Here is a 19,226-nt window from a genome sequence, read left to right as displayed (position 1 = left end):
GTGTAGTTGGTGTTGCTGTACGCCCACTACCTGCCCGGCGCGAACACCGGATCGTGCTTCACCCCCACGGCGAGCAGCTTCGCCGACGTCCAGCGCCGCCGGTCCTTGCCGAGGAACGCCGGCCGCAGCGCCGGGGTCTAGGTGTAGTCGAACAGGCCGGCCCCACCTGGGTGGGCTTTCCGGGATCGCCGACGCCGCTCGCAGGGGCCTTACGGCATGCGGAGGATGACCTTGCCGGTGGTGTGGCGGGTGGTCAGGGCGGTGAGGGCGGTCGCGGCCTGGTCGAGGGGGTACTCGGCGCCCACCAGGGGGCGGAGGCGTTCCGAGGTGGTCAGGGCGAGCAGGTCCTGGAGCGGCTCGGCGGCGCGGCTGCCGGGCAGGCGCAGGTGGGCGCCCAGCCAGTAGCCGCCGACGGTGATGTTGCGCTCGCTGAGGATCCTGGGGTCGATGGGGGCGGCGTCGGTCCCGCCGGACGCGCCGTAGGTGATCAGGCGGCCGAAGGGGGCCAGCGTACGGAGCGCGGCGTCGAAGACGGGGCCGCCGACGGCGTCGAGGATCACGTCGGCCGGGGCGCCGCCGTTGGCTTCGCGGACCCGCTCGGCGTAGCCGTCGGCCTCGCCGGGGATGGCGGCGTCGGCGCCGAGCCGGAGGACCAGGGCACGTTTGTCGGGGGTGGAGGCGGTGCCGATGACCCGTCCGGCGCCGAACTCCTTGGCCAACTGGATCGTCAGGTGGCCTACGCCTCCTGCCGCGGCGTTGACGACGACCGATTCGCCGGGGAGGACGCGCGCGGCCGTACGCAGGAGGTGCCAGGCGGTGAGGCCCTGGACCAGGAGGGCGAGCGCGGCGCCCGCGGGGAGGTCGTCGGGGATCTCGACCGGATCCTCCACCAGCGCCTTGGTGGCGAAGGCGCTGGCGGCGAAGGCGAGCATGCGGCGGCCGTCCCGGTCGCGGCCGACGACCTCGCCGCCCGGGATGAACGGGAGTCGCGGCGGCGAATAGACGCCGCGCAGGCGTAGGGCGTCGGCGAAGTTGAGGCCGGCGGCCTCGACGTCGAGGAGGGTCTGGCCGGGGCCCGGCGTGGGGTCGGGGAGGTCTGCGAGGGTCAGGACATCGGGCTCGCCGAGGCGTTCTGCGACCATTGCTCTCATGCCGTAGAGGCTAGGAGCCGCGTGCTTGCGCAGGTAGCGGGTGGGATTTATGCATGGCGCGGGATGTATGAGGATTTTTCATACGTTGTCGTCGTTGTGGATGATCTGAGTGTCGGCGAGCTGCGCGTGCTGGTCGCGGTCGACGGCGAAGGCAGCGTGTCGGCGGCGGGGGTACGGCTGGGCCTGACGCAGTCGGCGGTCTCGCATGCCCTGCGCGCGGCCGAGAAGAAGATGGGCGCCGTGCTCTTCCAGCGCGGACGGGGCGGCGCGCGGGCCACGTCCGCCGGTTCCGCCGCGGTCGGGCACGCGCGGCGCATCCTGCGGCTGATCGAGGTCATGAAGATCGACACCCGTACCGCCGCGCGGGGCGAGGTCACGGGCACGATCCGGGTGGCCGCCTTCCGCAGCGCGGCCTTCCACCTGCTGCCCAGGGTGCTGGTGCGGTTCGGGCGGCGGTATCCGAAGGTGACGGTGACCGTGCGGATCGTGCCCGACCTGGGGCGGGGGATCGCGGGGGAGGTGGCGGACGGGAGGGCCGACGTGGGGGTGGTCTCGCTGCCGGTGTACGTGGACGGGCTGGTGACGAAGGAGTTGTACGCGGAGCCGTACCTGCTGGCCTATCCGGAAGGGCACCCGGAGCCGCGGACGCTGCCCATGATCGACTGGCACGAGAACTGCGCGGAGGAGACCCGGCGCTGGCTGGCGCGTCAGGAGTGGATTCCGCCCGGCGACATCACCGTCGAGGACGACGGGGTGGTGATGTCGATGGTGGGGCATGGGCTTGGGGCGGCGATCGTGCCCAGGTTGTCCACGGTTGGCGCGCCCGCCAGGGTCGCGACGGTCGAGCTCGGGGACGGCGCGCCGCTGCGCCACGTGGGCTACGTGACCACGCCTGAGCTGGCCGGATCGGCGATCATCCGCGATCTGCTCAGTGAGTTGCGGGCGATCAAGGGCGTCGCCCGGTGATCATCGTCGTCCGCCGAACTCCCATGCGTGGACTTCGACGCTCGCGTACAGGTCCGGGGTCAGGACGGTGCGGGCCGTACCCGGATCCGGCGCCCTGACCAGGACCGCGGTGCCGAGCCAGGTGTCGCCGTCGTCGGACAGCAGCGGCCCGTAGGCGACCACATCGTCCTGCCGGTCTTGCGGCGGGACGAGGTCGGCCGGTTGTCCGGCGCCGAGCCCGAGAACCAGATAGCGGTCGCTGCCCTCGCGTCCGCCGGCGAAGTCCCACATGGTACGGCCCAGCACATTGCGCCAGCGGCGCAGCAGCACGTCCCGGTACACGCCCGCCTGGTAGTTGGGCTCGTCGAACGCGAACGCGCGGGCGGCGGCGGAGTCCGGCAGATCGACGATGTGCACGCTGCCGGTGGCGATGTCACGGTCGTCACCGTCCAGGGTGGGGCCGCGGGCGATCAGCTGGGCATCGAAGTGGTCCATGTAGGACCAGTGCTCCTCGATGAGCTTGTCGCGCAGGGCCCCGGAACCGGGGCGATCGCGGTGATAACAGAAGAATTCCATGCTGAGGGTGTCTATCACGAGATCACGGCACGTGCAGGTTTACGGATCAGCCGGGGCTGGGGCGTCGGGCGAAGGTGGGTGCGTGTTCGGGGCGGGGGCCGAAGCCTACGAATCGGGCGGGGAACATGCGCAGGCGCGGGAAGATCCGGGTGACGAAGAGCAGGAACGGCGGCGGCCCCGAGCGTTTGCCCGAGAACTGGGCCTCGAACATGACGCGCTGCAAAATCCGCTGGCCGGTCTGGACGATGACGGTCGGCCGGTATCGGCGTCGCTGCACGGCGGCCAGGTCGGCGACGGTGACGGCGCGCCGCCGGCGCAGCGGTTCGGCGAGGATGGCGGCGGCGGCCACGGCGTCCTGGATGGCGAGGTTGATGCCCACTCCTCCGGCGGGGGACATGGCGTGCGCGGCGTCGCCGATGAGCAGCAGCCCGTCCAGGTACCAGCGCCTCAGCCGGTTCAGCTTCACGTCGAGCATGAACACCTCGTCCATGCTCGCCAGGTGCTTCACCTCGTCGGCGAAGTCCGGGCGCAGGGCGGCGACGCGCTCGCGGAAACGTTCGATCCCCTCCGCGCGCAGCCGTGCGTCCGAGCCTTTGGCGGCGAAATAGGCGATCTGGTAGTAGTCGTCGCGGGCCAGGGAGATCATCGCCTCGGCGCCCCTGGCCACCGGCGTGACGCTGGCGGGCACGCTTCCGGCCTGGTCCGATCGGGGCAGCCGGAACCACCAGACGTCGAACGGCACCCGGAACTCCACCGGCGCCAGCCCCGTCTGCCGGCGCAGCGTGGAGTGCCGGCCGTCGCAGCCGACCGTCAGTTCCGCGTGGATTTCTCCGGTACGGCCGGCCGTGCCGTACCGGACACCGATCACCTTGCCCCCGGCGGTGACCAGCTCCGTCGCCTCGGTGTTCATGCGCAGCGAGAACCCCGGCTCCGCGCTCGCCGCCTCGGCCAGGAAGGAGAGCAGGTCCCATTGCGGCACCATGGCGATGTAGTTGTACGGCGGCGGCAGCGCCTCGAAGTCGCCCAGCGTCACCAGGCTGCCGTCCGGCGCGGGCAGCGAGAGGTTGCCCAGGCGGCTCTGCGGGAGGGCGCGGAAGCCCTGGCCGAGGCCGAGTTCGTCCATGAGGCGGACGGTGGCGGGATGCACGGTGTCCCCCCTGAAGTCGCGCAGGAAGTCGCCGTGCTTCTCCAGGACGGTGACCTTGATCCCCGCGCGGGCCAGCAGCAGGCCCAGCATCATGCCGGCCGGGCCGGCGCCGCATACCAGGACGTCGGTGCGTTCGATGGTCATGTCCTCTCCTTCAGTCCGTAGTGGACGAACAGGGCGATGACCGCCAGGCGCACGGCCACGTTCGCCCAGATGCCGGGGTGGACGCCGCGGGTGAACGCGTAGACCTCGACGCCGGCCGTACACGCGTGAAAGACGATCAAGGTCCACACGACGAGACGGGTCGCCTCGCGTTGGCGCAGGTCGCGGGCGGCGAAGGACAGGTAGCCCACGGCCAGTTCCGCGGCGGCCAGCAGGTAGCAGACCAGGTAGGCGTCCGCCGGGACACGCACGCCGACGGCGGCCGGAATCAGTCCGGGCGCCACGATGAGCACCACGCCCGCCGCGGCCGTGACCAGGCCGTGCAGCACGAGCAGGATGCGCAGGTTCACGACCCGATCACCCTCCCCAGCCGAGCCTGGGCCGATGCGCTGTCATTCAGGCGCGGGTACGGCTCCGCCGGCACCGGAACGCCGAGGAACGCGCACAACGGCTCCCAGCCCTCACCGGTCCGGTAGACCAGCAGCCGGTCGGCGGGCAGGGCCGCGGTGACCTCGGCCGTGTGCCGTTCGAACACCTCCACCGCCTGGTCGACCTCGGGCATCGGCTCGTCCAGCGTGCGGCCGAACGTCTCCCGCCACAGGTGCTCCAGCAACGGACGCAGGCCGGTGACCACGGGCTGGAACTCCGGCGGCGCGGCGTCGGCGTTGCGCAGCAGGGCGAAGACGGTCCTGCGCAGGCTCGCGTGCCAGGCGCGCGGGTCGCGGACGGTGAGGATGACCTTGGCCTGGGGGTAGGCGCCGGCGAGCGGACGCCAGAAGTGGGAGCTGGGCCAGTCCACGGCGGCGCGGTAGCCGTTCAGCACGGTGGGCCAGTCGAGAGGGCCGTGCACGGCGCGCAGCCATGCTGCCACCTGGTCGGGATGGGCGCGGATGTCCTGCATGTGGTGGCAGGGGGCGTGGCCGAGCCGTTCCAGCGCCGCCTTCAGTGACGTGGTCCCGGTGCGCGGCAGCCCCGCGCCGATCACCTCGATCATGTTCTCGCCTGCCTCTGGTGGGGGTGAATTCATCACACGATGAACCTCTATTGGAGACGATACACAGATGAGGTCCACATCGGAAGCGGTACCATCCTTGCCATGGACAAGTCCCTGGTCAACGCCGCCCTCGCCGCCGCGGAGCAGCACGGCAAGGACGTCGCCGAGGTCCCTCTGGGCGCGATCGCCGCCGCCGCGGGCATCTCCCGCAGCACCCTGCTCCGCCGGCTCGGCGGGTCACGGGCAAAGCTCGACGACGCGGTACGGCAGGCCGGCGTCGACCCCGGCGGCCGGCCACCCGTACGGGAACGGGCCCTGGAGGCGGCCGCCGTCCTGATCGCCCGCGACGGCCTCGGCCCGGTGACCCTGGAGGCGGTCGCAGCGGCCGCGAACTGCTCGCCGACCAGCCTGCACGCGGTGTTCGGCAGCCGCGACGGCCTGCTGGCGACCATGTTCGACCGGTACGTCCCCGTGCCCGATCTCGAAGCACTGGCCGCCGACCCGCCGGAACGGATCGAGGACATGGTGCACGCCGTCTACGCCGCGCTGGCCGAGGCGTTCGTACGCGAGCCGAGGGTGCTGCCGGCCATCTTCGGCGACCTGTTCACCCGCCCCGACGGCACGGCCGCCCGGATGCTGAAGGCGAACCTGCCCAGGATGTTCGCCAGCCTCGGATCCCTGCTGACCGCGCAGATCCAGTCGGGCCGCCTGCGCCCGCTCCCGCTGCCGCTCCTCATTCAGCTCATGGTCGGCCCGATGGCCGGCCACATGCTCCTCCGCCCGATCCTCCAGGACACGCTGGGCAGCATCCTCCCCCCGGTCGACGAAGCCGCCCAAACCTTCGCCGAAGCCTTCCTCCGCGCCACCGCCCCCGGTTGAGGAGCCCTAGGTGTGTGATCAGGTGGTGTCGCCTTGGTGGCTGCGGCGGGCGTCGCGGTCGAAGATGCCCAGGATCTCGCACGGCCCGCCGTCCGAGCCGATGGCGTGCGGCATCATCGTCGGGAACTCGGCGGCCTGGTTGGGTTCGAGGCGGAAGCGGCGGTGGCCCAGCATGAGGATCGCCGTGCCTGACAGGACGACCAGCCACTCCCGGCCCGGGTGGGCGCGCATGCGGGCGGGGTTGTCGGGCGGCGGCTCGGTCAGGCGCTGACGCATCACGGTCATGCCGGGGTCGCCCTTGATGGGCCAGCGCATCGAGCCGTGCGTGGCGTCGATCATCGGGCTGGTGACGACGTCGTCGATGGCGGTCTCGACCAACTGGTCGAGGGAGGTGTCGAGGGCGCGGGCCAGGGTGACGAGCTGGTCCAGGGCGAGGCGGCGCCGGCCGTTCTCGATGCGGCTCAGTGAGGACTGGCTCAGCCGGGCGCGGGTGGCCAGCTCCTCCAGCGACCAGCCCTGCGCGACCCGGAGGGCGCGGATGCGCTTGCGTACGAGGCTGTCCAGGTCCTCATCTTCTTGCTTCATAGGCAACATCCTATGCTCCAGGTGCAAGGCGAACCTATCGTCGCAGGTGAACGCCCGCTTCGAGAGGAATCCATGAGCACCCCCGACCCGCGCCAACTGCGCACCATCCTGATCGCCGTCTGTGTCGCGTTGATGGCGGTCATCGCCTCCGTGACCGGGTTGAACGTCGCCCAGCCCGACCTGTCCGTCGAGTTCGGCGCCTCCCAGACCACGATCCTGTGGATCATCAACGTCTACACCCTCACCCTGGCCGCGCTCCTGCTGCCGCTCGGCGCGATCGGTGATCGGCTGGGCCGTAAGCCCATGCTCGTCACGGGCTTGCTCGTCTTCGGTACGGCCGGCGCGCTCGCGGGCCTCGCCCCGTCGTCCGGCGTCATGATCGCCGCCCGGGTGCTGAGCGGCGTGGGCGCGGCGATGATCATGCCGATCACCCTCGCGGTGATCACCTCGACCTTCCCCGACGAGCAGCGCGGAAAGGCGATCGGCGTGTGGACCGGCGTCGCCGGAGGCGGCGGCATCATCGGCATGTTCCTGTCCGCCCTGCTCGTGGACGTGGCGAACTGGCGGTGGCTGTTCCTGCTGCCCGTCGTCCTGGTCGTCGTCTCGCTCGCCATGATGCGCTCCGTGCCCGACTCCCGCGAGCGCTCCGCGCACTCCTTCGACGCCATGGGCGCGCTGGCCTCGGTGGTCGCCGTCGTGGGCCTCATCTTCGTGCTGCAGGAGGGCCCCGAGCGCGGCTGGAGCGACCCGGTCACCCTGGCCGCGCTGGTCGCCGGCGTGGCCGCCCTGATCTTCTTCGTGGCCTGGGAACTGCGCCGAGGGGACGCGTCCCTCCTGGACGTGCGCCTCTTCCGCGAGCGCGCCCTGGCCGGCGGCTCCGTCACGCTGCTGGTGGTCTTCGGCGTCCAGGCGGGCGTCTTCGTGGTCCTCTTCCCCTTTCTGCAGGCCGTCCTCGGCTGGTCGGGACTGCTGTCCACGCTGGCGATGATGCCCATGGCCGTGCTGATGATGATGACCTCCGGCCTGGCGCACAAGCTGACCGCGCGCATCGGCGCCCGTTCGACCATGGCGGCGGGAATCGCGTTGTTCGGCGCGGGACTGGCGCTGATGGCCGGGATCGTCTCCGTCGAGGGCGGGTACCCGTCGATCCTGCCCGGCATGCTCTCCATGGGCATCGGCATGGGCCTGTCGATGACCCCCTCCACCGAGGCCATCACCGGTTCGCTGCCGCGGGACAAGCAGGGCGTCGCCTCCGCGCTCAACGACATCACCCGCGAGTTCGGCACCGCGCTCGGCGTGGCCCTGCTCGGCGCCCTCCTGGCTGGTGGTTACGGCGCCGCCGTACAGGACAGGCTCGACGGCATCCCGCAGGACGCGGCCGACGCCGCCCGCCAGGGCGTCGCCAACGCGATCGAGGCCGCGGGCACGGCCGGCCCGCACGCGCCGGCGCTGATCGACGCCGCCCGCCAGTCCTTCGTCGACGGCTGGCAGCAGGCCATGTGGGCGGGCGTGGTCGTCATGGGCATCCTGTTCGTGTACGCCGCCGTCCGCGGCCCGCGCCAACCGGCTCCCCAGGACCGTCACCCCCAGATGACCACCTGAGGAGTCCGGAGCCGAAGGGAATGTCGACCGGCACGTCCTCACCACGAACGCCGGGTTGTCCGGGAAAGGGCACCGATGCATCGGCCTGTCGAGAAAAATGCGCCCTCAGCGGCGGCAGCCGCGCGTACATGTGGAACCCCGACAGGAGGCCGGGTGACACCCAGCCCCTGCTACACGTTCTGGAGCGATCCCCACTGATCCCGCTCCCGGGAGTCGGGCAGACTGGCCGGGTGAGTGACCACGACCCTCCCGGCCCGCCCGTGACCAGCGCCTCCATCATCGTGCTGACGCTGGCGCGGCGGGTCGAGAACGAGCTGACCACCGCGCTCGCGCCGCTCGACCTGACGATCCGCCGGCTCGGGCTGCTGGGTCACATCGCTGGGCTGCCGGGGGCATCGTTCAGCGATCTGGCGCGGATGCAGGGGATCACCGTGCAGAGCGTGCACGCGGCGGTGAAGGCGCTGCAGGCGGCTGGACTGGTGCGCGACCACACCGCGCGGGCGGGCTCGGCCTCCACGATCGAGGTGACGGAGGAGGGCCGGGACCTGCTGCGGGCGGCCAGGAAGGCCGTGGCCGCGGCCGACGAGCGGATGTTCGGGCCGGACGCCGATCCGGTGCAGCGTCGGGTCGGCCAGGCCGTTCTCGCCGCCTTCCTCGCGGGAGACTGAGATCCACCCCGACCTTCAGGCCGGCTGAAGCATGCCCTAAGCTTCAGCCACCCTGAAGGTTGGAGGAGACGTGCTGGAACATGTCCTGCTGTCGGTGCACGTGCTGGGCGCCATCGTGTTCGTCGGCGGCTCGGCCGTGGCGACGAGCCTGTTTCCCCGATACGCGCCCGCCCCGGCAGGCGAGGAACGCAGCCGGTCGGTGGCCGTCGCGCTGCACCGCATCACCCGCGGGTACGCCGCCTTCGGCCTCGTCGTCCCCCTCGCCGGAATGATCCTGGCCGGAGTCCAGGGCCGGATGGGCGAGATCTGGATCATCGTGTCGATGGTCCTGACGGCCGTGGCGGCCCTGCTGCTCATCACCCAGATCTACCCCCGCCAGCGCGACGCCCTGGCCGGCCCCGCCGGCGGCGACCCGGCCGGGCTGCGCCGCCTGTCGATGCTCGCCGGCCTCTACAACCTGACCTGGGCGATCGTGGTGATCCTGATGATCGTACGGCCCGGCTCAGGCGCGGGGGAGTGAGCCGGATGCGGATCGCCAAGCCTGGCGGGGTCCACGCGGTGCTGCTACGGCTGAGGCAGCTTTCTGTCCGCCGGCCTGAGGTACCAGGACACCACCGTGAGGACCAGCAGGAAAATCGCCGGAATCCATTCGAGCCAGGCGCTGCCGGCGGCGACATGTGAGAACAGCGCTCCGGTGAGCAGGAAGAAGAGGCCCGCATAAGCCCATTCCTTGAAGAGCGGATACTTGGGGATCACGATCATCACCGCGCCCAGGAGTTTCCACGTGCCGAGGATCGTCAGAATGTAGACCGGATAGCCCAGCTCCACGATTCCCCAGGCGTACGGCGGCGCCACCGCCCCCTTGTTCTCTATGCGCAGCAATTGCTGAACGCCGGAACCGACCAGGCCCGATGCGAGTACCAGGGTGGCCAGCCAGTAGATGATTCTCCGCGTGCGACTCATATCGCATCGGCTCCTTCCGTGTCGCCGGCTCATCACGCTAGGGAGAGCCGCTCGGCACACGCTTCTCGATTCCTGATCGATGCGGATGAGGCCGCCACGAAGCGCCGGTTTGCGCGCACTGTCAAGAAAGCTTGCGCTGCATGGTAAAGACGTGCGCCGCAGGTCGTGAAGATACTGGGCTGGTCGGATCGCGTCCCTGACAAAGGAGAAGGGAAATGAAGCGAACCCTCAAACGATGGAGCGCGCTCGGTGCCGCCGCCTTATCGGTGGCGACGCTCACCGTCGCAGGCGGAGCCACGGCGGCACACGCGGACACCCGGTGCGCGTGGAGCTGGATCTGGATCAACGACAGCGGCGGCGGCGACCCCAAGACGCAGGCCCGCGGCCATTCCCACAGCTCCGGCAACCACTACATCGGCGGTTACTATCGCGACGCGGTCAGCGGGAGGTACCTGTGGGACTGGTGGGCGGACAACGACGGCGGATCCGACGGGGATACGGCGGATACCTACTTCAGTTCGCGGTGGTGTGGCCACGCGCCTTACTGATGACGGCGTTCCGGCCCTCTTCGAGCTGCTGCACGAGGCCCGGCCGGTGCTCCTGGACCTGACCGGCGGGGCGGCGGCCGGCCATCCCGGCTGGGCCACCGCACGATCGGTGCTGATCAGGCCGGACGGGCACGTCGGCTGGGCCTGCGACGTGCCCGGCGACACCCCGCCGGCTCAGCCGAGCGGGTCGGCCTCCTTCACGCGGTGCAGGTGGACCACGATGTCGTAGGCCCTGCCCAGGGCGAGCGGCTGGTTGAGCTGGTCGGGGACGTAGGTGGCCGGGACGGTGAAGGTGGGGCGGGCCGTGTCCAGCCACGCGCCGGTCGACGGGGTACGGCCGGCCCGGCGCAGATCGGCGTAGTAGTCGCGATGGCGCACCCGGTCCAGGACCGCCTCGTTGCTGCCTGGGACGGGGGCGCCGGTGTCGAAGACGCCGACCCGGCCGGTCTTGGGGTCGGTGGCCCGGAAGCGGCCGCTGTGGATGGTGGTGCCGATCGCCACGTAGGAGTCGCCGGCCAGGGAGCGCAGGTAGGCGCCCTGGGTTCTCGGGTACACCTGGGGCCAGGCCGAGACGTAGCCGATGTGCCCGTTGTGCGCGGCCGCCACCGTCTTGGTGCCGGTGTGGCGCTGCCACCACACGGTGTTGTCGGCCATGGCCTTGTCGCGGTGGAGGTGCAGGTTGGGCGCCAGCGCGTACATGGTGGCCATCTGGGAGATGACCCTGGCCTCCTGCGCCACGTACGGATCGGCTTTCTCCAGCAGCCGGTACGCCGCCTGCGCGTCCTCGGCCAGTTCCTTCGCCCGCTCGGCGGGCAGGGCGGCCATGGCGGCCATGCGCTCGCCCGTGCCGCCGGGCAGGGCCAGCAGGCCCGCGTAGCGGCGGCGCAGTTCCGGAACCAGCGCGGGCTCGTGCTTCCCGGCCCAGGCGAGCACGCGCCGGTACTGGTCCGGGTGGACGTCGCCGATGTCGAAGCCCATCACGCGCAGTTTGTTCCTGGCGGTGCGGTTGAACTCGCGCATCCACTCGTAGAGATCCACCCATTCCCGGGTACGCCAGGAGCCGTAGTCGTTCTCGAACTCCTCGGCCAGGATCGTGCGCAGATCCCCCTTGCCGGTGCGCACGTACTCGTCCAGCCGAACCCCCGCCGACCAGGTCGCCTCCAGCGCCAGCGTGGTGAAGCCCCGGGTCTCCGCCAGGTGCCGGAACATCCGGTGGCGCAGCGTGAACAACTCCTTCGAGCCGTGCGTGGCCTCGCCGATGCCCACGATGGTGGCGCCCCTGGTCATCGCGGACAACGCCCGCAGGTCGTGCGCGGGCCCGCCGGGCAGGGTGCTGCGCAGGACGTGGGCATTGCGCTCCAGGCTCGCCACCACCCGCGCCTCGCTCGGGCCGGCGACCGACGTGACCGCGGCGCGGTCGGCGGGGACGGCGAGCGCCGGGGTGGTCGCGATCGCCAGGCAGGCCGCCAGTGCCAGGGTGACCGGCACGGTACGACGCAGTGTGTTCTTCGCCAAGACAGATCCTTCGGGTTGGCGTTGGTGCAGTGGTCACCAACCTAGGGATCGGCCAGGACGACCTCGATCCCGCGCACTGGCCACTGGCCGGTGGTGCCAGCTACCCCACGGCGGGCAGGGTGAGGGCGGAGTGAGCGGGGCGGCCCTTGGGGGTGGGGATGGTGGTGAGGGCGCGGAGTCTGGTGTTGCGCTGCTCCAGAGCCTCGGGGGTGGTGGGGAAGAGGGTGGCGCCGCCCTCGCCGACCAGGTCCTGGTTCTGGGTGACGAACGGGCGGGTGTCGCGTTCGTAGGCGGCGAAGCCCTCGGCGTGGTCACCGGTCAGGGAGGCGGCCAGCATGTACGCGCCGACCAGCGCCAGGCTGGTCCCCTGCCCGGTGAGGAACGACGGCGCGTACGCCGCGTCGCCCACCAGCGCGACCCTGCCGCTGGACCAGCGCGGCATGCGGATCTGGCTCACCGCGTCGAAGAAAACGTCGTCCGCCGCACGCATGGCGGCCAGCATGCCGGGCACTTCCCAGCCCGCGTCGGCGAAGACCGTCGCGACCAGGTTCCGCTGGGCCTGCGGGTCGGGGAAGGCGTCGAACGGCGGTCGCGGGAGCACGAAGTTCAGGAAGGCGTGCACGTCGTCGCCGGCCCCGGCGGCGTAGACGGCCGCGGCCCTGCCCGGGGTGTTCCACATCATGGTCTCGTGGGCGAGCCCGAAGGTGTTGCGCATGGTGAACACCGCGAAGCAGTACCCGAGGTAGCGGTGGAAGCGCTCCTCCGGGCCGAACAGCATCTCCCGCGTGCGCGAGTGCGTGCCCTCCGCCCCGAACACCATGTCGAACGTACGGCTGCCGCCCCCGCGGAAGGTGACGTCGACGCCGTGGCCGGACTGGTCGAGCGTGTCGATCGCGTCGTCGAACAGGAACTCCACGTCGTCGCGGACCACGCTGTAGAGGGCCTCGGTCAGGTCGCCGCGCCGTACCTCGAGGTCGTGGCCCGCGACGCCGCCGGAGACGGAGTGCGGGTGGACCGAGGCGACCTGGCCGCCGTCCGCGTCGAGGAAGGTCAGCCGGCGCAGGTCGATGTGCGCCTCCCGCAGCCGGGGCAGGATGCCCATCCGCCTGACGACCTCCAGCGCGGTGCCGCGGACGTCGATGGGGTAGCCGCCGGCGCGCGGCGCGCCCGCCTTCTCGACGACCGTGACCGCGTAGCCGCGGCGGCTCAGCCAGTACGCCAGCGTGGGCCCGGCGATGCTGGCCCCCGATACCAGGACCTGGGTCATTCCTTGGCTCCTTTGCTCAAGGTGCGGACGACGAGCAGCGACAGCGCCGTGACGCAGCCGGCGATGACGAACCCGGCGACGAACGCCGCTTCGGCGGGGACGCCGGAGCCGGCGGGGGTCCACGCGGTGAGGAAGGCGCCGCTGACCTGCGCGCCCGCGGCGAAGCCGATCACGCGGGTCACCAGGACCAGGCTGGTGGCGGTGCCGGTGTCGCCGTGGTCGACGGAGGTGGCGGTCTTGACGACCATCGCGGTGATGCAGACGCCGCTGGCCAGGGCGATCAGCGCCTTGCCCACGGCCAGGTGCCAGACCTCGGAGTGGAAGAACGCCAGGGCGAGCAGCGTGGCCGCCATGACGCCGATCCCGGCGGTGACGACGGCGCCCGAGCCGAAGCGCCGGGAGGCGAACCCGCCGATCGGGCCGCTGATCGCCGCGGTTATGGCGCCGGGCAGCAGGTAGCGGCCGATGTCGGTGGGGGTGGCGGCGAAGCCGTACCCGTCGGCGGAGAGTGACAACAGTTGCGGGACCAGGAACATCGACACCGCGGTGCCCACGCAGACGGCGAAGGTGATCACATAGGAGCTCCAGATCGCGGGCTTCGCGAGCAGGCGCAGATCGACCATCGGGGCGGGGGAGCGGCGTTCGACGCGAACCCATCCGGCGACGAGGACGGCCAGGAGCACGACGAGCCCCGCGGCGGCGAGGGGGCGGCTGCCGATCTCGGGCGCCATCGAGAGCCCGAGCATGAGCGTCAGCAGGACGCCGCTGAGCAGGGCGAGGCCCGGCCAGTCGATCCTGGCGTCGGTGCGGGAGGGCGGATCGTCCGGCATCAGCCAGTGGACGAACAGGGTGGCCACGACGATCGCGAGCGTCGGGATCGCGAACATCCAGTGGCGGGACAGACCTTCGGCGATCGGGCCGGCGATCAGCGTGCCCAGCATGCCGCCGCCGATGAACAGCCCGCTGACCACGCCGATGGCCACCTGGGACTCGCCCAGGGGCAGGTATTTGCGTACCAGGATGACCGACAGCGGCATCATGCCGATCATCGCGCCCTGCAGTACCTGACCGAGCAGCAGGACCGGCATGTTCGGCGCCAGCGCCGACACCAGACCTCCGGCCGAGACCACCGCCATCAGCCGGATCAGGACCCACTTGCCGCCGTGGCGGTCGCCGAGATTGCCGGCGATCGGCGCGATGAGGGCGCCGGTGATGAGCATGGTGATGCTGAGCAGTGCGCCTTGGGAGGGGTTCATGGACAGCTCGCGCTGCAGGAGCGGGAGCGTGGGCGCCACCACCGATTCGAGGGTGCCGGTGACGGTCGCCAGCATGCCGAGAGCCACGACGGCGGACTTCCCGATGCGGATCGGGGGAGCGAGGGGTGTGGTCATGACCGGCCGTGTCCTTATCGCGCGTGGTGGGCGGCGTGATGGGCGGCGAGGACGTCGCCGCCGAAGTCGGTCTCCGGGTCCCGCCACGCGGCGTGCGCGTGGTTGACGCCGCGGTGGACGTTGGTCCATTCGACGAGCAGCCGCGGGCCCTGCAGGCGGTAGTAGTGCGGCTCGCCCGCGGTGGTGGAGCCGGCCCAGGCGAAGTGCACGGCGTCCAGCGCCGCCGGGTCGTCGTAGCGGGGCAGCGGTGACACCTCGTCGGCGACGCGGCCGAGGTAGGTGCCGAGCAGGGCGCGCAGCAGCTCTCGCTGGGCGGCGTCGAGTTCGGCGCCCGGCACGCCCCTGGGCGTGGGGGTGAGGGCGACCGCTCGCCGGTCCGCGCCGGTGAGGCCGGTGGCCGGGTTGCCGGCGCGGTCCGGGGTGTGGCCGCCGGGACGCCAGAGTTCGCGGCGCAGCACCACGCGGTCGCCGGCGCGGGCGCTGTTGCCGGCGACGATGTCGTCCGGGGCGCGCGCCAGCAGTACCGCGCGGGCGGCGGACTCCGGGCGCAGGGAGCGGACCAGCTCGCGGGCCAGGTCCTCGGCCGTGCCCAGCGGGCGCAGCGTCGCGCCGCCCAGCAGCGGCGAGGCGGCCGGGTCCGCGCCCAGGAAGCACGGCGTCGTGGCGGCCACGCGCCCGTCCACCACGAGGAAGTTGAGCGAGACGTGGTGGCCGCCGAACCGCCATCCCCACGGCCGCGTCCCGCCGGGCTCGCCGAAGACCCGCAGGTAGTACATGCCGGGATCGCGGGTACGCTCCCGTCCCCAGTTCACCGAGAAGCCCTCGACGCGGTCGAGCACGTTCTCCAGTCCGAGCACGGTGGCGACGGTGGTGTATCCGGCCTCCGACAGCCCGGCGGCGACCAGCCGCATCACCAGCCGGTGCTGGGCGGGGCGCTGCTCGTGGAAGGTGAGCCCGCCGTGGTCGGTGGGCGTGTAGAACCAGCGGGTGTGTTCGGTCTCGTCCGCGCCGGGCGCCTGCCAGGCCCCGATCGGGCGCTGCCCGGCGTCCAGGGAGTCCAGCCACGCCCCTGCCGCCTCCGCCATGCGCTCCGCGACCTGCCGGGCGGGGTCCGTCGTGCCGCTCACGCCGCCGTCACTCCGAGGAACTCGCGCACCCAGCGCGCGATCGGCTCCGCGAACTCCATCGTGATCGCGTGCCGCCCGCCCTCGATCGGGCGCAGCTCCGCGTGCGGGATCCGCTCCTCCATCAGCACCGCTCCGGCATAGGGCGCCAGCCGGTCCTCCGTGCCGTGCACGATCAGCGTGGGCGCGGCGATCTCGCCGAGACGGTCGCGGACCTCGTGCCGCCTGGCGACGTCGTGGCGGCGGGCGCTCTGCCCTGGATCGCGTACGGCCAGCGTCTGGGCGGCCCGCGCGGTGAGCTCCGCCTGACCGGCGGGCGTGACGAAGAAGTCGCCGACCGCGTTCTGCCGGTCGGCGTGGGACATGCCCAGCAGCTCGTCGACCGCTTCGACGCACATCGCGAAGCTCGGCGTGGTGGCGACCAGGACGAGGGAGGCGACCCGCTCCGGATGCCGCAGGGCGGCGTGCTGGGCGACCGCGCCGCCGAAGGAGGTGCCCAGCAGGTGAGCGTCCCGGAGCTCCAGCGCGTCCAGCAGGGCGACGAGGTCGTCGGCGAGATCCTCCAGCGTGTACGGCACAGGCGGATTCACCGTGATACCCGAATCGCGCTGGTCGTAGGAGATCGCCCGGATCCCGGCGCCGAGGTGCGCGCGCAGGGTGGCGAACTGGGTGCGGTCGCTCTCGCCGCTGTGGACGAGCACGAGCGGCACGCCACTGCCGTCGTCGATGTACCCGACGTCGAGCTCACCCGCCCGGATGGTGGAACGATGCGTGGCCACGGCTGGCCTCCTTCGCCCGAAGTGTACATAGACACTTATATGATTTGAGAGGAGCGTATCACTTCATCTTCTGTTTAGGCAGACCTGAAAACGATGAAGCCACCGGCCGGAGATCGGCACGGTGGCGGAAACTCGTCAGCGGGGGGCGTTCAGCCTGCCCGGGCCCATCCGCGCAGCGCGCCCCGGTAGGCCTCTTTCAGCCGGGTGACGATCTCCCTGCGGGACAGGGTCGTCTCCTGGAGCAGGTCCTGGATCTCCCGGGGGTCGTACATCAGGTTGTTGAGGAACAGCGCGTACTCGAGCATCTCGCCGGGCAGGCCGAGGTCGTCGAGGAGTCCCGTCACGGGCCTGTTCCACGCGTCCCGCTGGGCGGTGATGATCTCGTTGCCGTCGTGGAGGCGCTCCAGGTAACCGCGCCGGGAGCGGAGCTGCACCAGCGCGGGGCCGTGCTCGGCCAGCAGGTCCACCCACTTGTCCACGACGGCGTCGAACAGCGGCTGCCCCTGCGCGGCCGAGGTGACGCTGAAGTCGCGCAGCTCCTCGACGACACTGAGCACGTAGGCGGCGAGCACGTCCTCGACCGTGGAGTAGTAGCGGTAGGCGGTCGCCGGGCCGATCTCCGCGCGGGAGGCGACGGCCTGCATGGTGAGCTGGTCGGGCGCCTCCCTGGCCAGCTCGCCGACCGCCTCGAGCAGGCGCCGGCGGTTGCGGCGGGTGTCGCTGCGCAGTTTGCCCTCCCCACGTGCGGCGCCCTGCCGGTCGGTCACGGGACTCCTCCGCCCTCATCCAGGCGCAGGCGCAGGATATCCCGTCCGGGCGGCGGGTGACCTTGCGCGGTGCGCACGGCGTCGCCTCCGGGTGGGCGGTGATCTTGCGCGGTGCGCACGGCGTCCCCTCCGGGTGGGCGGTGATCTTGCGCGGTGCGCATGGCTTCCTCTCCGGGCGGCGGGTGACCTTGGGCGGTGCGCAGGAATGTGGCGCCGGCCAGGCGGGTCAGCCCGGTCCGCAGGTCGTCCTCGCCGGTCGCGAACGAGATCCGCACGTGTCCCTCGCCCGAGGGCCCGTACTCGGCGCCCGCCCTGACCAGGACCTTCCGCTCGGCCAGTTCGCGGACGACCCGCTCGGAGGGCAGATCGGCGTCGTAGCGGAGGAAGCCGTAGAACGCGCCCTCCGGCGGGACGAGGTGCAGGCCGGGGATGCCGGACAGGCCGGCCACCACGAGGTCGCGGCGCCGCCGGTAGCCGTCGAGCATGGCCTCGACGACGCCGTCCGGCAGGTCGAGGGCGGCCAGGGCCGCGTGCTGGACCACGGTGTTGAGCGATCCGGCGCAGGTCCGGTGGGCGTGCGCGGCCGCGTCCACGACCTCGCGGGGCCCGGCCAGGTAGCCCACCCGCCAGCCGGTCATCGCGTACGTCTTGGAGAACGTCTGCACGTACACCGTGCGCTCGCGCAGCGACTCGACCTCCAGGGCCGAGGTCAGGGTGTGTCCCGGGTAGACCAGCCGGTGGTACGCCTCGTCGCTGACCACCAGGACGCCGGTGCCGTCGAGGAGTTCGCCCAGTGCCTTGAGCTCCTGCCCGGTGTGGACGATGCCGGTCGGGTTCGACGGGTTGGAGAAGATCATCATCGCGGCGCCGGGGAGTGCGGCGGCCAGCGCGTCCAGGTCCCAGTGCAGGTCCGGGGCGAGCGGGACGAAATCCACGGTGCCACCGGCGAAGACCACCAGGTCGGCGTAGAGGGAGTAGGCGGGCTCGGGGATGACCACGCGGTCGCCCGGTCCGATCGTGGCGAGCACGACGGCCGCCAGCGCGGCGGTGGCGCCGTGGGTGACCACGACGTCGTCCGCGCTCCAGGGCCGGCCGGGGCGCGCGGGCAGCCTCGCGGCCAGCGCGGCGCGCAGTTCGGGCAGGCCCTTCTGGTCGGCGTAGTGGGTGTGTCCTTGGCGCAGGGCGGCCACGGCGGCCTCGACCACCGGTGGCGGGGTGGGGAAGCCCGGCTCGCCCATGGCGAGGGAGACGGTGCCGGGCGGAGCGGGAGCCAGGGGCGGGCGGCGCGAGTGGCGGCGCAACTCCTCAATCCGAAAGGCGGTCATCGCGCGGGCCCCGAATGGTCGGCTCGCGCGGCCTCAGGATGGTCGGGTCGGGCGGCGCCCGAATGGTCGGCTCGCGCGGCCTCAGGATGGTCGGGTCGGGCGGCCCCCGAATGGTCGGCTCGCGCGGCCTCAGGTTGGTCGGGTCGGGCGGCGCCCGTGTGGTCGGGTCGGGCGGCCTTCGGATGGTTGGGGCGGGCGGCGAGGATGCGCTGGCGGAGCGCCTCCTGGCGGTCGACTATTCCGCCGACCGTGTCCGCGACCTCCCTGACGCGCCGGTGCGGGACGACGACCACGCCGTCGGCGTCGCCCACGAGCACGTCGCCCGGCGCCACCACCACGCCGCCGACCGCCACGGGGACGCCGATGGCGCCCGGGCCCTCCTTGAAGGGGCCCGCGGGGGTGATCGCCCGCGCGTACACGGGAAGACCCAGCTCGGACAGTGCCTGGACGTCGCGGATGGCCCCGTCGACCACCGCGCCGACGATCCCGGCGTTGACCATGATCTCGCCGATGAGGCCGCCGATCAGCGCCCTGGTGATGTCCCCGTGCCCGTTGACGACCAGGACGTCCCCGGGGCGGGCCTCGTCGAGCGCCCGGTGGATGGCCAGGTTGTCGCCCGACCGCACGTCCACGGTCAGGGCGTTGCCCAGGAGCGCGGCGCGCTCGGTGAGCAGCCGGATGCCGCCGTCCATGACGGTCATCCGCTGCAGCGCGTCGCCGACGTCGGCGGCCGGCGCCTCGCCCAGGCGGCGCGCCTCCTCCGCCGTCACGCGTTCCCAGCTCGGCGCGATGAGCACGCTGTCCGTCGCCGCGACAATGAACACGATGGGCTCCATTC

General features: G+C 71.9%; 23 protein-coding genes. 8 read left to right on the top strand and 15 right to left on the bottom strand.

What is annotated here, in order from left to right; all coding sequences use genetic code 11:
* Window positions 1-9 precede the first annotated feature (9 nt).
* On the top strand, window positions 10-141 hold the full coding sequence (locus tag ACIBEJ_RS47590; protein ID WP_397189632.1) for a hypothetical protein: 132 nt from the start codon (window positions 10-12) through the stop codon (window positions 139-141).
* A gap of 68 nt (window positions 142-209) precedes the next feature.
* On the opposite strand, the gene ACIBEJ_RS47585 is transcribed toward ACIBEJ_RS47590, so the two are convergent.
* Window positions 210-1,151, bottom strand: coding sequence for a zinc-binding alcohol dehydrogenase family protein (locus ACIBEJ_RS47585; RefSeq protein WP_397189631.1), 942 nt, complete (start codon window positions 1,149-1,151; stop codon window positions 210-212).
* 96 nt (window positions 1,152-1,247) lie between these two features.
* On the opposite strand from ACIBEJ_RS47585, the gene ACIBEJ_RS47580 reads away from it, so the two are divergent.
* Window positions 1,248-2,117, top strand: a complete 870-nt coding sequence (locus tag ACIBEJ_RS47580) for a LysR family transcriptional regulator (protein ID WP_397189630.1) — start codon at window positions 1,248-1,250, stop codon at window positions 2,115-2,117.
* Here ACIBEJ_RS47580 and ACIBEJ_RS47575 read toward each other — a convergent pair whose 3' ends face one another.
* The 4 genes from ACIBEJ_RS47575 to ACIBEJ_RS47560 are packed head-to-tail and all read right to left on the bottom strand — an operon-like array spanning window position 2,118 to window position 4,975.
* Entirely contained in the window at window positions 2,118-2,672 is a 555-nt protein-coding gene (locus ACIBEJ_RS47575; RefSeq protein WP_397189629.1) for a YciI family protein, read from the bottom strand.
* 46 nt (window positions 2,673-2,718) lie between these two features.
* A complete protein-coding gene (locus tag ACIBEJ_RS47570; RefSeq protein WP_397189628.1) occupies window positions 2,719-3,963 on the bottom strand; it encodes an FAD-dependent oxidoreductase in 1,245 nt (414 codons plus the stop codon).
* On the bottom strand, window positions 3,960-4,331 hold the full coding sequence (locus ACIBEJ_RS47565) for a hypothetical protein (protein WP_397189627.1): 372 nt from the start codon (window positions 4,329-4,331) through the stop codon (window positions 3,960-3,962). The genes ACIBEJ_RS47570 and ACIBEJ_RS47565 overlap by 4 nt, the downstream gene beginning before the upstream one ends.
* A complete protein-coding gene (locus ACIBEJ_RS47560; protein ID WP_397189626.1) occupies window positions 4,328-4,975 on the bottom strand; it encodes a sulfotransferase family protein in 648 nt (215 codons plus the stop codon). Before ACIBEJ_RS47560 ends, ACIBEJ_RS47565 begins: the two co-directional genes overlap by 4 nt.
* A 102-nt stretch (window positions 4,976-5,077) precedes the next feature.
* Here ACIBEJ_RS47560 and ACIBEJ_RS47555 point away from each other — a divergent pair, with 102 nt between their 5' ends.
* The gene (locus tag ACIBEJ_RS47555; protein ID WP_397189625.1) at window positions 5,078-5,854 is read left to right on the top strand and encodes a TetR/AcrR family transcriptional regulator; all 777 of its coding nucleotides are present in this window, start codon (window positions 5,078-5,080) and stop codon (window positions 5,852-5,854) included.
* Window positions 5,855-5,872: 18 nt separating this feature from the next.
* On the opposite strand, the gene ACIBEJ_RS47550 is transcribed toward ACIBEJ_RS47555, so the two are convergent.
* Window positions 5,873-6,439, bottom strand: a complete 567-nt coding sequence (locus tag ACIBEJ_RS47550) for a helix-turn-helix domain-containing protein (protein WP_397189624.1) — start codon at window positions 6,437-6,439, stop codon at window positions 5,873-5,875.
* Between the two features lie 72 nt (window positions 6,440-6,511).
* Between ACIBEJ_RS47550 and ACIBEJ_RS47545 the strand changes: the two genes are divergently transcribed.
* The 3 genes from ACIBEJ_RS47545 to ACIBEJ_RS47535 all read left to right on the top strand — a co-directional run bounded on the left by ACIBEJ_RS47545 (window position 6,512) and on the right by ACIBEJ_RS47535 (window position 9,229).
* A complete protein-coding gene (locus ACIBEJ_RS47545; RefSeq protein ID WP_397189623.1) occupies window positions 6,512-8,041 on the top strand; it encodes an MFS transporter in 1,530 nt (509 codons plus the stop codon).
* A gap of 230 nt (window positions 8,042-8,271) precedes the next feature.
* On the top strand, window positions 8,272-8,709 hold the full coding sequence (locus ACIBEJ_RS47540; protein ID WP_397189622.1) for a MarR family winged helix-turn-helix transcriptional regulator: 438 nt from the start codon (window positions 8,272-8,274) through the stop codon (window positions 8,707-8,709).
* A 73-nt stretch (window positions 8,710-8,782) separates the two neighbouring features.
* Window positions 8,783-9,229, top strand: coding sequence for a hypothetical protein (locus ACIBEJ_RS47535; RefSeq protein ID WP_397189764.1), 447 nt, complete (start codon window positions 8,783-8,785; stop codon window positions 9,227-9,229).
* A gap of 44 nt (window positions 9,230-9,273) precedes the next feature.
* On the opposite strand, the gene ACIBEJ_RS47530 is transcribed toward ACIBEJ_RS47535, so the two are convergent.
* A complete protein-coding gene (locus ACIBEJ_RS47530) occupies window positions 9,274-9,672 on the bottom strand; it encodes a DoxX family protein (protein ID WP_397189621.1) in 399 nt (132 codons plus the stop codon).
* Window positions 9,673-9,887: 215 nt separating this feature from the next.
* Between ACIBEJ_RS47530 and ACIBEJ_RS47525 the strand changes: the two genes are divergently transcribed.
* Both ACIBEJ_RS47525 and ACIBEJ_RS47520 read left to right on the top strand, forming a co-directional pair.
* Window positions 9,888-10,220 (top strand): hypothetical protein, encoded by a 333-nt coding sequence (locus ACIBEJ_RS47525; protein WP_397189620.1) that lies wholly within the window; start codon window positions 9,888-9,890, stop codon window positions 10,218-10,220.
* Window positions 10,201-10,449, top strand: a complete 249-nt coding sequence (locus ACIBEJ_RS47520) for a hypothetical protein (protein ID WP_397189619.1) — start codon at window positions 10,201-10,203, stop codon at window positions 10,447-10,449. Before ACIBEJ_RS47525 ends, ACIBEJ_RS47520 begins: the two co-directional genes overlap by 20 nt.
* Here ACIBEJ_RS47520 and ACIBEJ_RS47515 read toward each other — a convergent pair.
* The 8 genes from ACIBEJ_RS47515 to ACIBEJ_RS47480 all read right to left on the bottom strand — a co-directional run bounded on the left by ACIBEJ_RS47515 (window position 10,395) and on the right by ACIBEJ_RS47480 (window position 19,212).
* Complete coding sequence (locus tag ACIBEJ_RS47515) at window positions 10,395-11,735, bottom strand: erythromycin esterase family protein (RefSeq protein ID WP_397189618.1); 1,341 nt, start codon at window positions 11,733-11,735, stop codon at window positions 10,395-10,397. The two genes, ACIBEJ_RS47520 and ACIBEJ_RS47515, sit on opposite strands and share 55 nt — an antisense overlap.
* A gap of 100 nt (window positions 11,736-11,835) precedes the next feature.
* On the bottom strand, window positions 11,836-13,002 hold the full coding sequence (locus ACIBEJ_RS47510; protein WP_397189617.1) for an FAD-dependent monooxygenase: 1,167 nt from the start codon (window positions 13,000-13,002) through the stop codon (window positions 11,836-11,838).
* Window positions 12,999-14,393, bottom strand: a complete 1,395-nt coding sequence (locus tag ACIBEJ_RS47505; protein ID WP_397189616.1) for an MFS transporter — start codon at window positions 14,391-14,393, stop codon at window positions 12,999-13,001. The genes ACIBEJ_RS47510 and ACIBEJ_RS47505 overlap by 4 nt, the downstream gene beginning before the upstream one ends.
* 14 nt (window positions 14,394-14,407) lie before the next feature.
* Complete coding sequence (locus tag ACIBEJ_RS47500) at window positions 14,408-15,520, bottom strand: DUF3500 domain-containing protein (protein ID WP_397189615.1); 1,113 nt, start codon at window positions 15,518-15,520, stop codon at window positions 14,408-14,410.
* Window positions 15,517-16,296: an alpha/beta fold hydrolase gene (locus ACIBEJ_RS47495; protein ID WP_397189614.1), complete on the bottom strand. Its 780-nt coding sequence runs from the start codon at window positions 16,294-16,296 to the stop codon at window positions 15,517-15,519. The genes ACIBEJ_RS47500 and ACIBEJ_RS47495 overlap by 4 nt, the downstream gene beginning before the upstream one ends.
* A gap of 149 nt (window positions 16,297-16,445) precedes the next feature.
* Complete coding sequence (locus tag ACIBEJ_RS47490; protein ID WP_397189613.1) at window positions 16,446-17,063, bottom strand: TetR/AcrR family transcriptional regulator; 618 nt, start codon at window positions 17,061-17,063, stop codon at window positions 16,446-16,448.
* Window positions 17,060-18,388, bottom strand: a complete 1,329-nt coding sequence (locus ACIBEJ_RS47485; RefSeq protein ID WP_397189612.1) for a pyridoxal phosphate-dependent aminotransferase — start codon at window positions 18,386-18,388, stop codon at window positions 17,060-17,062. The genes ACIBEJ_RS47490 and ACIBEJ_RS47485 overlap by 4 nt, the downstream gene beginning before the upstream one ends.
* Window positions 18,385-19,212, bottom strand: coding sequence for a hypothetical protein (locus ACIBEJ_RS47480; protein ID WP_397189611.1), 828 nt, complete (start codon window positions 19,210-19,212; stop codon window positions 18,385-18,387). Before ACIBEJ_RS47480 ends, ACIBEJ_RS47485 begins: the two co-directional genes overlap by 4 nt.
* Between the last annotated feature and the right edge of the window lie 14 nt (window positions 19,213-19,226).

The organism is Nonomuraea sp. NPDC050790 (genome assembly GCF_044456745.1).
GTDB lineage: Bacteria > Actinomycetota > Actinomycetes > Streptosporangiales > Streptosporangiaceae > Nonomuraea.
Note: the sequence above shows the minus strand (reverse complement) of the source record. Positions and strands in the feature narration are given on the sequence as shown.

What these genes read in the sequence shown, in the direction of transcription:
- ACIBEJ_RS47560 (WP_397189626.1), bottom strand. Translation starts at nt 4,975, where the DNA reads ATGATCGAGGTGATCGGCGCGGGGCTGCCGCGCACCGGGACCACGTCA.
- ACIBEJ_RS47485 (WP_397189612.1), bottom strand. Translation starts at nt 18,388, where the DNA reads ATGACCGCCTTTCGGATTGAGGAGTTGCGCCGCCACTCGCGCCGCCCG.
- ACIBEJ_RS47575 (WP_397189629.1), bottom strand. Translation starts at nt 2,672, where the DNA reads ATGGAATTCTTCTGTTATCACCGCGATCGCCCCGGTTCCGGGGCCCTG.
- ACIBEJ_RS47585 (WP_397189631.1), bottom strand. Translation starts at nt 1,151, where the DNA reads ATGAGAGCAATGGTCGCAGAACGCCTCGGCGAGCCCGATGTCCTGACC.
- ACIBEJ_RS47505 (WP_397189616.1), bottom strand. Translation starts at nt 14,393, where the DNA reads ATGACCACACCCCTCGCTCCCCCGATCCGCATCGGGAAGTCCGCCGTC.
- ACIBEJ_RS47555 (WP_397189625.1), top strand. Translation starts at nt 5,078, where the DNA reads ATGGACAAGTCCCTGGTCAACGCCGCCCTCGCCGCCGCGGAGCAGCAC.
- ACIBEJ_RS47510 (WP_397189617.1), bottom strand. Translation starts at nt 13,002, where the DNA reads ATGACCCAGGTCCTGGTATCGGGGGCCAGCATCGCCGGGCCCACGCTG.
- ACIBEJ_RS47570 (WP_397189628.1), bottom strand. Translation starts at nt 3,963, where the DNA reads ATGACCATCGAACGCACCGACGTCCTGGTATGCGGCGCCGGCCCGGCC.
- ACIBEJ_RS47525 (WP_397189620.1), top strand. Translation starts at nt 9,888, where the DNA reads ATGAAGCGAACCCTCAAACGATGGAGCGCGCTCGGTGCCGCCGCCTTA.
- ACIBEJ_RS47550 (WP_397189624.1), bottom strand. Translation starts at nt 6,439, where the DNA reads ATGAAGCAAGAAGATGAGGACCTGGACAGCCTCGTACGCAAGCGCATC.
- ACIBEJ_RS47545 (WP_397189623.1), top strand. Translation starts at nt 6,512, where the DNA reads ATGAGCACCCCCGACCCGCGCCAACTGCGCACCATCCTGATCGCCGTC.
- ACIBEJ_RS47530 (WP_397189621.1), bottom strand. Translation starts at nt 9,672, where the DNA reads ATGAGTCGCACGCGGAGAATCATCTACTGGCTGGCCACCCTGGTACTC.